Origin of the sequence: Streptomyces sp. NPDC006335 (assembly GCF_040612795.1) — a bacterium.
In the GTDB taxonomy this organism is placed as follows: Bacteria; Actinomycetota; Actinomycetes; order Streptomycetales; family Streptomycetaceae; genus Streptomyces.
Window position 1 is genome coordinate 1,108,346 of the sequence record NZ_JBEXQX010000001.1, and the last position, 14,728, is coordinate 1,123,073.

The window sequence follows — 14,728 nt, forward strand, 5'->3', positions numbered from 1 at the left end:
GTGTCACCAGTGGACACGCCGACGGTCTAGGTTACGGGGCCACGGCCGAACGGGTCAAACCGGGCCCCGTCCCCGCTCAGCTGCCGAGACTCTCCCGGTACGCCACGCACTCCTCGTAGGAGGGCAGCAGCCCCTGCTCACGGGCCTCGGCGAGAGTCGGCGCCTGCTCGTCCTTGGGGGACAGCAGCGGGGCGACCCCTTCGGGCCACTCGATGCCGATCTCCGGGTCGAGCGGGTGGATGCCGTGCTCGCGCTCGGGCGCGTATCCCTCCGAGCAGAGGTAGACGACGGTGGCGTCGTCGGTGAGCGCCATGAACCCGTGGCCGAGTCCCTCGGAGAGGTAGACGGCGTGGTGGTCCTGGTCGTCCAGGCGGACGATCTCCCACTGGCCGAAGGTGGACGAGCCCACCCGGATGTCCACGATCACGTCGAGGACCGCGCCGCGCACGCACTTGACGTACTTGGCCTGCCCGGGCGGCACGTCGGCGAAGTGGATGCCGCGCAGGGTGCCCCGGCTGGAGACCGACATGTTGGCCTGGGCCAGGCTCAGCGGGTGGCCCGCCGCCTCGGCGAACACGGGGGCCTTGAACCACTCGTGGAAGCTGCCGCGGCCGTCGGGGAAGACCTTCGGCTCGAACACCCAGGCGCCGGAGATCGAAAGGGGTCGCATCGCGGGGTCTCAGCCCTTCTTCTGGTTGGTCAGGGCGCGCTTGATACGCCCGGCGGCCCGGCGCCACAGCGGGCGCGGCGCGGCCGCCTTCTTCTGGGGGGCGGCCGCCTTCTTCGCGGCCGGCTTCGCGGGCGGGGTGTGCCGGTCGATCACCTTGGCGGCACCGGAGGCGTCCACCACGACGTCGACGGGCAGCCGCGTCCACTTGCGCTCACCGCGGGCCGCGGACGGCACGCCGACCCGGACCGCCCAGCGCATGCCGGTGAGCTTCTCCAGCGGCAGCGTGGCGGTGGCGATCCGGCCGTCCAGGGTGGCGTCGGCCGGGTACTTGCCGACGTTCTTGCGCTCGAAGCGCAGCTGGACGGTGTCCCCGCCGGTCGCGGCGATGTGCAGCGGCAGGGGCAGCCGTACGGCGTCGCCCTCGACCGCGGCCTCGGCGGGCGGCATGAAGGCGACCGCCTCGCCCTCCAGCTTGTTGGTGTGCTGGTCGACGTCGAGCGAGAGGTTGCCGGGACCGTCGGTCCAGTACGGCAGGACGAGCCGCTTGGGCTCGCCGGTGAGGGCGGCCAGGCGACCGGCCTCGACGTCCTCGCCGCGCACCGCACCGAGCCGGGTCTCCTTGCTCCAGCCGCAGGACTTGATCCTGAGGTGCAGGTCCCAGATGCCCTTGTCGAGCGGGGCGCCGGAGGCCGCGGTCTCGGGGTCGAGTTCGGCGCGGGCGGAGATCCGCTGCCGGAAGACACCGTCCCCGGCCTCGATCTCGTGCAGCTCGCTCTTGACGGGGAGGTAGAACTGCCGGGCGTCCTCGCGGTGCCGGACCACGAGGTCGACGTCGCTCTTGGCGAGCGGGGCGTCCAACTTGATGCCCTGGTCGTCGAGGGCCTTCAGCGCCTCGTCCGACAGCGGCAGACCGAGCAGCCGGCGCTCGCCCTCCCGGCGGAAGGTCATCGGCTCGCCGTCGTTGTGCAGTTCGGAGTCGAAGCCGACGTGCAGCGTGCCGTCCTGCCACTCCAGGGAGGTGAGGCTGCCGGTGGGCTTGATCCCGGCCTCCCACTCGGCGAGCGTGCGGATGTCCTGGTAGCGGTCGGCGAAGACCAGCCCGGCGACGACCTTCTGGGTGAGGCCGAGGCGGGCGACGACACCGGGGCCGAAGCGCTCGGTGACCACCTTGTGGATCTCGGTGTACAGCTCCTCGGCGTAGTCCTCGGGGAGCTTGAGCAGGCGCTGGCCGCGCAGCCGCTCGACCATCTCGTTGCGCAGCCAGCGGCTGAACAGCTTGTCGCGCAGCGCGCCGGGCTCGGTCAGCGACTCGACGACGTCGAGGGCCTCGCGCAGGTTGCCGAAGTAGCCCACCGGGTCGAAGCGCTGGAAGCCGGCGTTGGAGCCGTCGTCACGGGTGATGTGGTAGTAGCACAGGTAGTCGCTGAGCACGGCGACGCTCTTCGCGCGCAGGTAGGCCTCGGCGACGAAGACGTGGTCCTCGAGGCGACGGCGGCCCTCCTTGAAGCGCATGCCGTGCTCGTTGAGGAACTCGCGCCGGAACATCTTGTGCGGGGTGAGGCTGTCGATCAGCGGCGCGTTCTCCACGGTGGCGCGCGGCCGGTTGACCCGGAACAGCTCCTGCGGGACCGGGCGGCCGATGCCCGCCATCTTGCCCACGACCACGTCGGCCTCGTTGGCCTTGCCGTAGTCGTACATCCGCTCCAGGGCCTCGTCGCCGAGCCAGTCGTCGTGGTCGACGAACATGACGTACTCGCCCCGGGCGGCGTCGATGCCGGTGTTGCGGGGCTTGCCCGACCAGCCGGAGGACTCCTGGTGGATGACGTGGAAGTGCGGGTGCTCGGCGGCGAGCTGGTCCAGGCGGGCCGGCGTCTCGTCGGTGGAGCCGTCGTTGACGAAGAAGACCTCGAACTCGTCCGGGGTCAGGCTCTGCCGGAGCAGGCCCGTGATGCAGTCCTCGACGTATTTGCCGGGGTTGTAGACCGCGATGACGACGCTGACCTTGACCGTCACGCCGTGTTCTCCTTCAGATGGACCCGGTGGATCTCCGGGAAGGCCTCGGTGAGGGCCGTGCGCCAGTCGCGCAGCGGCTCGATGCCGGCTTCGGCGAACCGGCCGTGACCGAGGACGCTGTAGGCGGGGCGGGGCGCGGGGCGCACGAAGGCCTCGCTGGTGGTGGGGCGGACCCGGTCCGGGTCGGTGCCGAGCAGCCGGAAGATCTCCTGGGTGAAGCCGTGCCAGGTGGTCTCGCCGGAGTTGGTGCCGTGGTAGACGCCGGCCGGGGCGGTGCCGGCGAGGGCGCCGAGGCCCAAGTCGACCAGCAGGCCCGCGAGATCGGCGCTCCAGGTGGGCTGGCCGCGCTGGTCGTCGACGACGTCGAGGGTGTCCTTGACGCCTTCCAGCTTGATCATCGTGCGGACGAAGTTCGGGCCGCCGGTGCCGTAGAGCCAGGCGGTGCGGACGACGTAACCGCGCTCGAATCCGAGGACCGCCTGCTCCCCGGCCAGCTTGGTGCGGCCGTAGGCGCTGCGGGGCGCGGTGGGCGCGTCCTCGGCGTACGGCGTGGTGGCGTCCCCGGCGAAGACGTAGTCCGTGGAGACGTGCAGGAGGACGGCCCCGGTGCGGGCGCAGGCATCGGCGAGGTGGCGCGGCCCGTCGCCGTTGATGGCGAGCGCCTCGTCCTCACGGGTCTCGGCGTCGTCGACGGCCGTCCAGGCGGCGCAGTTGACGACCACGGCGGGCCGGTGCTCTTCGAGAGCCGCGCTCACCGCGTCGGCGTCGGTGAGGTCCAGCGCCTTGCGGTCGAGGGCGACGAACCGCTCCCCCGACTGGGCGAGCCGGGCCAGGACGTCCTGGCCCAGCATGCCGCCCGCGCCCGTGACCAGCCAGGTGCGGTTGTCGGTCACAGCGCGGCCCGCTCCTTCAGCGGCTCCCACCAGGCGCGGTTGTCGCGGTACCACTGCACGGTCTCGGCGAGGCCCTGCTCGAAGCTCTTGCGGGGCTCGTAGCCGAGCTCCTCGCGGATCTTCGTGCAGTCGACGGAGTAGCGGCGGTCGTGGCCCTTGCGGTCCTCGACGTACTCGACGCTGGTCTCCCAGTCGGCGCCGCAGGCCTTCAGCAGCAGCCCGGTGAGCTCCTTGTTGGAGAGCTCGGTGCCGCCGCCGATGTTGTAGACCTCGCCCGCGCGGCCCTTGGTGCGCACCAGCTCGATGCCCTGGACGTGGTCGTCGATGTGCAGCCAGTCGCGGACGTTGCCGCCGTCGCCGTACAGCGGGACCTTCTTGCCGTCGAGGAGGTTGGTCACGAACAGCGGGATGACCTTCTCGGGGAAGTGGTGGTGCCCGTAGTTGTTGGAGCAGCGGGTCACGCGCACGTCCAGGCCGTGGGTGCGGTGGTACGACAGCGCGATCAGGTCGCTGGACGCCTTCGCCGAGGAGTACGGCGAGTTGGGCTCCAGCGGGTGCGTCTCGGGCCAGGAGCCCTCGTTGATCGAGCCGTAGACCTCGTCGGTGGAGATGTGCACGAAGGTCTTGATGCCCGCGCGGTGGGCCGCGTCGATCAGCGTGTGGGTGCCGACCACGTTGGTGCGCACGAACTCGGCGCCGCCGTCGATGGAACGGTCCACGTGCGACTCGGCGGCGAAGTGCACCACCTGGTCGTGCTCGGCCATCAGCTTGCCGACCAGCTCGGGGTCGCAGATGTCGCCCTGCACGAAGGCGAAGCCCGGGTGCTCGCGCACCTCGTCGAGGTTGGCCGGGTTGCCCGCGTAGGTCAGCTTGTCCAGGACGGTGATCGAGACGTCACCGGGGCCCTGGGGGCCGAGCACGGTACGGACGTAGTGCGAGCCGATGAAGCCGGCGCCGCCGGTCACCAGAATCCGAGTGGTCATGAAGAGATCTGCACCTTGCTGTGATCACCGAGCACGAGCCGGTGTGCCTTGGGGTTACGGGGCGCGGGCGTGACCTCGACGTCACGTCCGATGAGCGAGGCCTCCACGCGGCGCACGCCGGTCACGGAGGAGCCGCGCAGCACGATGGAGTACTCGATTTCGCTGTCCTCGATCCGGCAGTCCTCGGAGACGGACGTGAACGGACCGATGTAGGCGTCGTTGACCACCGTGCCGGCACCGATGATGGCAGGACCGACGATCCGGCTGCCACTGACGCTGGCCCCGGCCTCGACGCGGACCCGGCCGATGATCTCGCTGGACTCGTCGACCGTGCCCTCGACCACCGGCTCGACGGTCTCCAGGACCGACCGGTTGACCTCCAGCATGTCGGTGACGTTGCCGGTGTCCTTCCAGTAGCCGGAGATGGTCGTGGAGCGGACGTCACGCTGCTGGTCGATCAGCCACTGGATCGCGTGGGTGATCTCCAGCTCGCCGCGCCAGGACGGCTCGATGGAGCGGACGGCCTCGTGGATGGCCGGGGTGAAGAGGTAGACGCCGACGAGGGCGAGGTCGCTCTTGGGCTGCTTCGGCTTCTCCTCCAGGCCCACGACCCGGCCGTCGGCGTCGAGTTCGGCGACACCGAAGGAGGTGGGGTTGGGGACGCGGGTCAGCAGGATCTGCGCGTCGGGCCGCTCGGCGCGGAACTCGTCCACCAGACCGGTGATGCCACCGACGATGAAGTTGTCGCCGAGGTACATGACGAAGTCCTCGTCGCCGAGGAACTCCTGCGCGATGAGGACGGCGTGGGCGAGGCCCAGCGGCGCGTCCTGCGGGATGTAGGTGACCTTGATGCCGAACTGGGAGCCGTCGCCGACCGCCTCACGGATCTCGTCCGCGGTGTCGCCGACGACGATGCCGACCTCACTGATCCCGGCCTCGGCGATCGCCTCCAGGCCGTAGAACAGCACCGGCTTGTTGGCGACCGGCACCAACTGCTTGGCGGAGGTGTGGGTGATCGGGCGGAGGCGGGTGCCCGCTCCCCCGGAGAGCACGAGAGCCTTCACGAAATTCCCTATTTGTCTAAATTAAGCGTCAATCTCGGCTCACATCATAACCCTGGGGTCAGGCCGGGGATTCACCGGCCATTCACACGATCGATCACCGGTTGACAACTTTCCGTCGGACGCAATACCCACAGAATCACGAAATCCGCTCCCGGCGAACCAGGAGCGGATTTCGATCTTCAGACGGCCGAAATTATGCGGTGACCGTCCGTCAGGCCTCGTCGGCCGGAGTGGAGACGGAGCGCTGCGGCTGCTGCTCGGCCGCCACCGTCTTCTTCGACGTGGCCTTCTTCGCGGTCGTCTTCTTGGCGGCGGTCTTCTTCGCGACCGTCTTCTTGGCGACGGTCTTCTTGGCCGTCGCCTTCTTCGCCGTGGCCTTCTTGGCCGTCTTGCGGGCCGTCTTCTTGGCCGGAGCCGCCTCCTCGGCGGGCTCCTCCGCGTCGGCCGGCGCCTCGGCCGCGGGCACGACCACGACGGCCGCCTCCTCGGACGCGGTGGGCGCGGTGGCCTTGCGGACGGCACGGCGGCGCGGACGGGCCGGCGCGGCGCTCTCGGGGACCGCCTCGGGCTCCGGCTCGGCCGAAGCGGCCACCGGGGCCTCCTCGGTCGGCGCCTCGACCACCGGCGCGACCTCGGCGACCGTCACCACGGCCGCCTCGGCACCCGCCGGGGAACCGGCCGGGGCCGACGCCCTGCGGGTCGCCCGGCGCCGCGTACGGCCCTTGGGGGCGGCCTCGTCGGCAGCGGGCTCGGGCGCGGCCGACGCGGCCTCGACCACCGGGTCCTCCGCCGCGACCGGCTCGGCCTGGGCTTCGGCGGCCGACTCCGGCTGCACCGGACGCTCGGCCTCCACCTCGGCCGACACGGCCTGGGCGGTCGGGACCTCGACGTCCTCGGACACCGGGCTCTCCTGGTCGGCCGACGCCTCGGCACCCCCCGACCTGCTCGACCCGCCACCGCGCGGGGCACCGGCCGGAGCCGACGCCCGGCGGCCCGCCCTACGGCGGCCACGCCCACGCGTGGCCGCGGCCTCCGCCTCGGCGACGCTGCTGTACAGCTCCTCGTCCGGGGCGAACTCGACGGGCGTGAGCGCGATCGGCTCGGCCACCTCGGCGGCGAGCTCCGCCTCGGTCTCGACCTCGATGTCCTCCGGCGCCTCCACGGCGGCCACGGCCTCGTGGGTGTGCTCGTGCCCGTCGCCACCGCGCCCGCGCTTCTTGCGCTTGCCGCCGCCACCGGCGGAGGTCGGCGTCTCCATGTGCACGATGACACCGCGGCCGTTGCAGTGGACGCAGGTCTCCGAGAAGGACTCCAGCAGGCCTTGGCCGACCCGCTTGCGGGTCATCTGGACCAGGCCCAGCGAGGTCACCTCGGCGACCTGGTGCTTGGTCCGGTCCCGGCCCAGGCACTCCAGCAGACGCCGGAGCACCAGGTCCCGGTTGGACTCCAGGACCATGTCGATGAAGTCGATGACGATGATGCCGCCGAGGTCGCGCAGCCTGAGCTGACGCACGATCTCCTCGGCCGCCTCCAGGTTGTTCCTGGTGACCGTCTCCTCCAGGTTGCCGCCCTGGCCGGTGAACTTGCCGGTGTTGACGTCGACGACGACCATCGCCTCGGTCCGGTCGATCACCAGCGAACCGCCGCTGGGCAGCCAGACCTTGCGGTCCAGCGCCTTGGCGAGCTGCTCGTCGATCCGGTACGTGGCGAAGACGTCGACCTCGGAGGTCCACTTCTGGAGCCGGTCGGCCAGGTCGGGCGCGACGTGCGAGACGTATCCGTGGATGGTCTCCCAGCCCTCGTCACCGCTGACGACGACCTTGGAGAAGTCCTCGTTGAAGATGTCGCGGACGACCCGGACGGTCATGTCCGGCTCGCCGTAGAGCAGCGTCGGGGCGTTGCCGCTCTTGGCCTTCCGCTGGATGTCCTCCCACTGCGCCTGGAGCCGCTCGACGTCGCGGCGCAGCTCGTCCTCGCTCGCGCCCTCGGCGGCGGTGCGCACGATGACGCCCGCGTCCTCGGGGACGATCTTCTTGAGGATGGTCTTCAGACGCGCCCGCTCGGTGTCGGGCAGCTTGCGGCTGATGCCGGTCATGGAGCCCTCGGGGACGTACACGAGGTAGCGGCCCGGGAGGGAGACCTGGCTGGTCAGACGCGCGCCCTTGTGTCCGATCGGGTCCTTGGTGACCTGGACGAGCACGGGCTGGCCGGACTTGAGCGCGGACTCGATGCGGCGCGGCCCGTTGGCCATGCCGAGCGCCTCGAAGTTGACCTCACCGGCGTACAGCACCGCGTTGCGGCCCTTGCCGATGTCGATGAAGGCGGCCTCCATCGACGGCAGCACGTTCTGGACCTTGCCCAGGTAGACGTTGCCGACGTACGAGGTGGCCTGCTCCTTGTTGACGTAGTGCTCGACGAGCACACCGTCCTCGAGGACGCCGATCTGGGTGCGCTCACCGCTCTGCCGGACGACCATCACACGCTCGACGGCCTCACGGCGCGCCAGGAACTCGGCCTCGGTGATGATCGGGACGCGGCGGCGGCCCTGCTCGCGGCCCTCACGGCGACGCTGCTTCTTGGCCTCCAGACGCGTGGAGCCCTTGATGGACTGCACCTCGTCGGACGGCTCGGCCTTCGCGCGCGGCTCGCGCACCTTGACCACGGTCCGCTCGGGGTCGCCGTCACCGGGCTCGGTGTCGACGGAGGAGTCACCGGCCCGGCGCCTGCGGCGACGGCGGCGACGGCTGCTGGCGCTGGAGCCGCCGGACTCGTCCGAACGGGCGTCCTCGTCGTCCTCGTCGTCCTGCTCGGCGTCGTCCTCGTCCTGCGCGGAGCGCCCGGTCTCCTCGGCGGCGGACTCGTCGGAGTCCGCGGAGTCCTCGGAGTACTCGTCACCGGACGCGTCGGCGGACTCGCCCCGGCGACGGCGACGGCCACCGCGCCGACGGCGGCGCCGCGACCCGGTCTCCTCGGCCTCGTCCTCCTCGACGGAGTCCTCGACGTCGTCCGTCTCCTCTTCCTCCACGACGGTCTCGGCAACGGTCTCCCGCACCTCGGGCTCGTCGGCGGCGCCCCGGCGCCGGCGGCGACGCCGCGACCCGGTCTGCTCCTCGGCGATCTCCTCGACCGGCTCGGCGGACGCGACGGCCTCGGCCGGCTCGCTCTGCCCGGCCTCCGCCTCCGCGGCGGCCTCGGCGGCGGCCCGCTGCGGGGTCTGGAACTGCGGCTCGGTGAAGACGGGAGCCTGGAACACGGCGACCGCGGGCCGCGCGGGCCGGCGCGGCGAGCCGTCCTCGTCGTCGGCACCGGCACCGGCACCGCGCCGCGCGGGCTCGGAGAACCCGGTGGCGGCCTGACGGACGGACCGACGACGGGTACGGCGCGGGGCGGCCTCCTCGACGGGGGCCTCGGCGGCGGGCTCCTGCACGGCGGGGGCCTCGGCAGCCGGCTCGGACGGGGCGGCCTCGACGGTCTCGCTCTCGGGGGCACCGGCGGGCGCGGCGACGCGACGCGTGGCACGGCGACGCGTGCGCCCGGCGGGCGCGGCGGTCTCGGCGGGCGCTTCAGCGGCCACCGGCTCGGCGGTCTCGACGACCTCGGCGGCGGGCGCCGCCTCGACGGTCTCCGGGGCTTCCGCGGCCTCCGGAGCACCGGCGGGCGCGGCGGCCCGTCGCGAGGCACGGCGACGCGTACGCCCGGCGGGCGCGGCGGTCTCGGCGGCGGGTGCCTCGTCGGCGGTCTCGGCCGCGGCGGGCGTCTCGGCGGCCGCCGGCGCCTCGGTACCGGCGGACTCGTCGGCCGCGGGGGCGGCGGCGGGCGCGGTCACCCGACGGGTCGCGCGCCGACGGCTGCGGGCGGCGGGCGGAGCCGCGTCCTCGGTCTCGACGGCGGGCGCGCTGTCCGCGGCCGCGGTCTCGGCGGGCGCCTCGGCGGCGACCACCGGCAGTACGGTCTCGGCGGCCTCGGCCGCCGCGGGTGCCCCGGCAGGGGCGGACGCCCGGCGGGTCGCACGCCGACGCGGACGCGCGGCGGGCGCGGCCGGCTCCTGAGCCTCGGGGCTCTCGGCGGACCCGACGTTCTCGTCGAGCTTCTCCTCCTCGTCCGTGACGAGGTCCTCCGCCTCCGCGGCCGGTATGGCCGGAGCGACGACCTCCTCGCCGCCCGGGGCGGCGGCGACCGGCGGTCCCGCCGGCCTGGACGCGGCACGGCGCCGACGACGCGGCGGCAGGGTGTCGCTGGGGGTGTTCTGTTCGGAACCCTCGATGGGTTCGGTCGGTTCGAGCATGCGGGCTTGTCTCCCGTCAGGCTCCCGGGCGCCGCGCCTGGTCCGGCGAGGATGCCGGTGACGTCCGCGGCTCGCGCGATGCGCGGTGCCGCCGTCCGGGGCGCGGGCGCCGCACGGGAGCTCTCTGTGTCCTGTCTCGCCGGTTCCGTACGCCCTTGTTGGGTACGGCCTGGCGAAAGTCTTGTGGTCGGTGCGCTGCCCGACCCAGGTGGCTCCCGAGTCCGAGGGCTGCGCTACGACGCCCGTCCTTCGCGGGACCTTCCTTACGCCGACGCCTTCGCGGCGGCAGTCGGTTCGGCCGTTGAGTGGGCCTCGACTGCCTCGCGGTCGGGCGCGAGCGGGTCGGTCACCGTGCCGGTCTCTTCATCGAGCAGCCCCTGCGCCAGCCTGGTCACCGCTGCGGGGACCGGCGGCGCCAGGTCGGCCACGGCGCGGAGACCGGACAGGACGTCGTCGGGTCGTACGGCAGGCGTCACGTGCCGAACAACCAGCCGCAGTATCGCACAGGGCTGGTCGCTCGGCCTATCAGCAGGTTCGCTGTGCGTTTCGAGGTGTACGACCGCGGGGCGGGCGTCGAAGGTCCTCAGGCCGTTCTTGGTGGTGCGCTGGACCTCGACCGCCTCGGCGGTGTTGAACGCGGCGACCGCGCGCTCGGCCTCGGCCGGGTCCACGCCGTCCAGCCTGAGCTCCCACACGGAAGCGGTGAGCCGGTCGGCGAGTCCCGAGGTCCGGGCCTCGACCGCGTCGACGATGTCGAGCCCGGTGGGCAGCGACTCGTCGAGGAGGAGCCGGAGCTTCTCCGGGTCGCGCGCCTGCGTGAGCGCGATCTCCAGGTACTCCGCCTCACTGCCCGTGCCGGTGGGTGCGGCATTGGCGTACGACACCTTCGGATGCGGTGTGAACCCCGCCGAGTACGCCATGGGCACCTCGGCTCGGCGCAACGCCCGTTCGAAGGCGCGCTGGAAGTCACGGTGGCTGGTGAACCGGAGGCGGCCGCGCTTGGTGTAGCGCAGTCGGATGCGCTGCACCGCCGGTGCGGGCGGCGGGCCTTCGGGCTGTCGCTTGCCCAGTGTCGCTCAGTCCTTCGTGAGTGCGGTCGTACTACTACCAAGAGTACGTGTGTCGGCGGCGGTCGGTTCCCGCCGGGCCACCGCTTCCCTCTGACGGGGTTCGCCGAAGAGCACGCGCCGGAAGTCGGCACGGGCCTCCCGGACGGACTGCCGGGCGGAGGCGAGCGTGGCCCGGGTGATGCGGCCCACACTGCGCGCGGCCTCGGCGACGGGCCGCAACACCACGTCCCGGACCAGGTGCCCCACGGGGGTCAGAACCTCGCGGTACACCCAGCGCACCGGCTCGACGAAGATCCACCGGAAGAGGGTCGCGAGGAACCGGCCGACGGCGAGGGAGATGTGCCCGGCGATCCGCCAGGCGTGCCCGAGCGCGTCCCACACCTCCCGGCCGACGACGGCGAGGACCCTGCCCACGGGCGCCAGGACCCAGCGCCACAGGGCGAGGGCGGGCAGGACGAGCAGGACGCGGGCGATCCAGTACAGGGCGAGCCCGATGCCGGTGACGAGGGCGCTCGCCAGCCACGCGAGCCCCCTGGCGCACCAGACGATCGCCCGCCCGACCGGCGTGAAGACCCACAGGAGCACGGCTCCGACGCCCTTGAAGATCCACAGGAGCACGGCCCCGACGCCCGTGAGGAGCCACACGATCCCGTGCCCGACCGGAGTGAACATGCGCGCGTACACCCATGTGAGTCCGGCCACGATCCCCCGCACGACCCACGCGACGCCCCGCCCGGTCATCGTGCCGATCCAGAGGAGCCCGGCGCCCACGCCCCTGAGGAGCCACACGAACCCGTGCCCGACCGGAGTGAGCACGCGCGCGTACACCCATGTGAGTCCGGCCACGATCCCCCGCACGACCCACACGACACCGTGCCCGAGCGGTGTCAGGACCGACCGGTACAGCCACACCAGGGGGATGACGAGAAGCACCTTGCCGAGCCGGCCGACCGCCTTGGCGAGCGGCACGACCAGGTACCGCCACACGGCCGCGCAGGGCCAGACAACCAGCGCCCGCCACAGCGGCCGCAGCACGCTGTCCCTCAGGAAGCGCCCCAGGACCACGAACGCGTCCCACACGATCCGCACGGGCACTACCAGCACGAGCACGACGATGCGTACGGGGATGCGAATCGCGACAGTGAGACATCCCTCGGGCGGGGACGCCTGCGGCGCGGGCTGCTTCTCCAGGTCCATAACGACGTAGACGCCTCAGTTCCCCGTACGGATGCAGTACCGCTGCTTTACGTCGCGCCGGTCCTCGCATGCTCCCCCACTGGCCTCGATCACCTTACGAGACGCGGTGCCGGCGGTGTCACGGGTGACCAGGGCCCGGGCGACGCCCAGTTGACGGCGGACGGGCAGGCGACGTGACGCGGGGTCAGCCGCGGCCTGCCCTGGGACCTCGGTGAGTGCCCGTGCACTATGGGCCCCATGATTACGCTTACGAAGGAAGACGGCCCCGCCGACCTGGACGGCGTGACCCATCTGTCCATAGGGGTCTCCTGGGACCCCACGGCGGGCGCCAGCGGTGGGGTGATCGGCAAGCTCCGCCGCAAGACCGGCACCGACCTCGACCTGATCGCCATCGCCATGCACGACGGCGACCCGGTGCGCCTGGCGGGCCTGGACTCGCTCGACCCCATCGGCAACGGCTCCCTGCTGCACAGCGGCGACAACCAGACCGGCCACGGGGACGGCGACGACGAGACGGTCACCGTCGAGTTCGCGAAGATCCCGCCGCACATCACGTCGATCGTCTTCGTCGCCGCCGCCTACAAGAAGGGCAGCTCCTTCCAGAAGGCCCGCAACATCAGCTTCAAGGTGTACGACGCCACCGGCGGCAGCTCCCAGCAGGTCGCCGACATCTGGCCGAGCATGCTCACCCAGGACAACGGCTGCGCGGTCGCCAAGGCGGTCCGGGTCGGCACCACCTGGAAGCTCGAGGTCATCAACTCCACCGGCAAGATCAAGCAGGGCGACGAACTGGCCCTGATGCGCTTCGCCGCGAGCAAGTAGCGGCTGCCGGGAGCGAGACGGCGAGAGGGATGGGCCACGAACGCAGCGGTCCATCCCTCTCCCGACCGATGAGTTCCGAAGCCCGGCGAGGTCTGCCTCCGCACAGGACAAAACCGTGTGACGCACCCTGCGAGGAGACCCCATGACCGCACACGCACTGCCTCCCGTCGTCGACACCGCGACGTGGGAGCACCGGCTCGCGGAACTGCGAGCCCGGGAGAAGGCCGCGACGCGGGAGCTCGACGCCATCGCGGCCCAGCGCCGCCGCCTGCCGATGGTCGAGATGCCCGACTACACACTGGAGGGCGAGGACGGCCCCGTACGACTGGCTGACGTCTTCGAGGGCGAGCGGCAACTGATCGTCTACCACCACATGTGGACCGCCGGCCAGGAGTGGCAGTGCCCTGGCTGCACCGGCTTCACCTCGCAGTACACCCGTCTGGAGTTCCTGGACAGCTACGACGCGCGGTTCGTCGTCGTCACCCAGGGCCCGATCCAGGAAGCCCTCGCCTACAAGCAGCGGGTGGGCAACAGGATGACGTGGTACTCGACCGCCGACAGCCCCTTCGGGACCGACGTAGGCGCCCCGCCCGGCGGAGGATTCGCGGTCAACGTCTTCCTGCGCGACGGCGACACCGTCTACCGCACCTGGCACACCGACGGCCGCGGCACCGAGCAACTGAGCCACACCTTCGCCCTGATCGACCTCCTCCCCTACGGCCGCCAGGAGGAATGGCAGGACTCCCCCGAAGGCTGGCCCCAGTCCCCCACCTACAGCCGCTGGGCGACCTCCAAGGACATCGCGGCACTCTACGGCCCGGACCGGGACGACACCGCCTGAGACCGGCGCGTCACGTCCCCGACGGTCGCGGTTGTTCCGCCGGCACCGAACTCTCCGCGACCGCCATCCACTGGTCCAGGTCGGCCTGGGTGAACTCCGCCCACGGCGGGACCTCGGGCAGCCCGCGGAGGAGGTCGTAGGCCTCGAAGATCTTGGACCCGCGCAGGATCGGCGTATGGCAGCCGGCGATGACCTCGGCGTTCAGGCGCTGGAAGTCGTCCACGACCGTCCGGAACTTCAGGGTGTCCAGCAACGCGACCCAGGGGGAGACAAGCCGTCCGCCGAAGAGTTGACCGTCGCGGAAGTCGTCCGCGGACAGCGCCGCCACGTCCGGCACCGGGGTAGGCACGTTCGTGGCGAAGGTGTCCACGGCCCACAGGACGCTGGTCTTCGCGTCGAAGAGGGCGCGGGTCGTGGGGTTGTCGTACAGGGGCGGTCGTTTGGCGACCAGGGTGCGGTCGCCCGCGTCGATCGTGTCGCCGTCGGTCATGAAGCGGCACCGGTTGACGGGGGTCTCCCACTCCTCGGCCATGCGGCCGATGGAGAACCACGTCGTCAGCAGGGTCGCGTTCGGGCACTCGGCGAGGACCGGCAGGAGATTGCCGGCGTGATCGCGGTCGTCATGGGTGAGGAAGATCCACCGCACGTCCAGGGGATCCACGACGGACCAGGCCGCCTCCAGCCACTGGGAGCGCACCGCGGGCGCCCCGGTGTCGACGAGGACCGGTTCGGCCCCCCGGATCACCATCGAGTTCATCGGAAAGTGACCGACCGGCGGAGCGTCGAGGGCCCACGGGATGACGAACGTCTCGTCAGCGATCTTGTACGGCTGCAGAAGGTTGAACGTTTCCATGGTCGACATCGCTGCTCTCCCTAGGACGGAGTACCGC

At 71.7% G+C, this 14,728-nt stretch carries 11 protein-coding genes; 2 read left to right on the top strand and 9 right to left on the bottom strand.

Going from position 1 to position 14,728, the window contains the following annotated elements:
* Positions 1 to 76: 76 nt before the first annotated feature.
* The 8 genes from rfbC to ABZ098_RS05025 form a co-directional block, all read right to left on the bottom strand.
* Positions 77 to 670 (bottom strand): dTDP-4-dehydrorhamnose 3,5-epimerase, encoded by a 594-nt coding sequence (rfbC, locus tag ABZ098_RS04990; RefSeq protein WP_356587274.1) that lies wholly within the window; start codon positions 668 to 670, stop codon positions 77 to 79.
* Between the two features lie 9 nt (positions 671 to 679).
* Entirely contained in the window at positions 680 to 2,683 is a 2,004-nt protein-coding gene (locus ABZ098_RS04995; protein WP_356587276.1) for a glycosyltransferase, read from the bottom strand.
* Positions 2,680 to 3,576, bottom strand: coding sequence for a dTDP-4-dehydrorhamnose reductase (gene rfbD / locus ABZ098_RS05000; RefSeq protein ID WP_356587278.1), 897 nt, complete (start codon positions 3,574 to 3,576; stop codon positions 2,680 to 2,682). The genes ABZ098_RS04995 and rfbD overlap by 4 nt, the downstream gene beginning before the upstream one ends.
* Entirely contained in the window at positions 3,573 to 4,559 is a 987-nt protein-coding gene (gene rfbB / locus ABZ098_RS05005) for a dTDP-glucose 4,6-dehydratase (RefSeq protein ID WP_356587280.1), read from the bottom strand. The genes rfbD and rfbB overlap by 4 nt, the downstream gene beginning before the upstream one ends.
* On the bottom strand, positions 4,556 to 5,623 hold the full coding sequence (locus tag ABZ098_RS05010; protein WP_356587282.1) for a glucose-1-phosphate thymidylyltransferase: 1,068 nt from the start codon (positions 5,621 to 5,623) through the stop codon (positions 4,556 to 4,558). The genes rfbB and ABZ098_RS05010 overlap by 4 nt, the downstream gene beginning before the upstream one ends.
* A 211-nt stretch (positions 5,624 to 5,834) precedes the next feature.
* The gene (locus ABZ098_RS05015; protein ID WP_356587284.1) at positions 5,835 to 9,908 is read right to left on the bottom strand and encodes an Rne/Rng family ribonuclease; all 4,074 of its coding nucleotides are present in this window, start codon (positions 9,906 to 9,908) and stop codon (positions 5,835 to 5,837) included.
* Positions 9,909 to 10,171: 263 nt separating this feature from the next.
* Entirely contained in the window at positions 10,172 to 10,936 is a 765-nt protein-coding gene (locus ABZ098_RS05020; protein ID WP_356587286.1) for a TIGR03936 family radical SAM-associated protein, read from the bottom strand.
* Positions 10,937 to 10,984: 48 nt separating this feature from the next.
* Complete coding sequence (locus ABZ098_RS05025; protein ID WP_356587288.1) at positions 10,985 to 12,175, bottom strand: hypothetical protein; 1,191 nt, start codon at positions 12,173 to 12,175, stop codon at positions 10,985 to 10,987.
* 237 nt (positions 12,176 to 12,412) lie between these two features.
* Between ABZ098_RS05025 and ABZ098_RS05030 the strand changes: the two genes are divergently transcribed.
* Both ABZ098_RS05030 and ABZ098_RS05035 read left to right on the top strand, forming a co-directional pair.
* Positions 12,413 to 12,997 (top strand): TerD family protein, encoded by a 585-nt coding sequence (locus tag ABZ098_RS05030; RefSeq protein ID WP_356587290.1) that lies wholly within the window; start codon positions 12,413 to 12,415, stop codon positions 12,995 to 12,997.
* Between the two features lie 142 nt (positions 12,998 to 13,139).
* Positions 13,140 to 13,838, top strand: coding sequence for a DUF899 family protein (locus ABZ098_RS05035; RefSeq protein WP_356587292.1), 699 nt, complete (start codon positions 13,140 to 13,142; stop codon positions 13,836 to 13,838).
* 10 nt (positions 13,839 to 13,848) lie between these two features.
* Here ABZ098_RS05035 and ABZ098_RS05040 read toward each other — a convergent pair whose 3' ends face one another.
* Complete coding sequence (locus tag ABZ098_RS05040) at positions 13,849 to 14,700, bottom strand: MBL fold metallo-hydrolase (RefSeq protein WP_356587294.1); 852 nt, start codon at positions 14,698 to 14,700, stop codon at positions 13,849 to 13,851.
* Between the last annotated feature and the right edge of the window lie 28 nt (positions 14,701 to 14,728).

Excerpts from the sequence above, each read along its gene's own strand:
- rfbC (WP_356587274.1), bottom strand. The coding sequence starts at position 670 with ATGCGACCCCTTTCGATCTCCGGCGCCTGGGTGTTCGAGCCGAAGGTC.
- rfbB (WP_356587280.1), bottom strand. The coding sequence starts at position 4,559 with ATGACCACTCGGATTCTGGTGACCGGCGGCGCCGGCTTCATCGGCTCG.
- ABZ098_RS05015 (WP_356587284.1), bottom strand. The coding sequence starts at position 9,908 with ATGCTCGAACCGACCGAACCCATCGAGGGTTCCGAACAGAACACCCCC.
- ABZ098_RS05025 (WP_356587288.1), bottom strand. The coding sequence starts at position 12,175 with ATGGACCTGGAGAAGCAGCCCGCGCCGCAGGCGTCCCCGCCCGAGGGA.
- ABZ098_RS05030 (WP_356587290.1), top strand. The coding sequence starts at position 12,413 with ATGATTACGCTTACGAAGGAAGACGGCCCCGCCGACCTGGACGGCGTG.
- ABZ098_RS05035 (WP_356587292.1), top strand. The coding sequence starts at position 13,140 with ATGACCGCACACGCACTGCCTCCCGTCGTCGACACCGCGACGTGGGAG.
- ABZ098_RS05040 (WP_356587294.1), bottom strand. The coding sequence starts at position 14,700 with ATGTCGACCATGGAAACGTTCAACCTTCTGCAGCCGTACAAGATCGCT.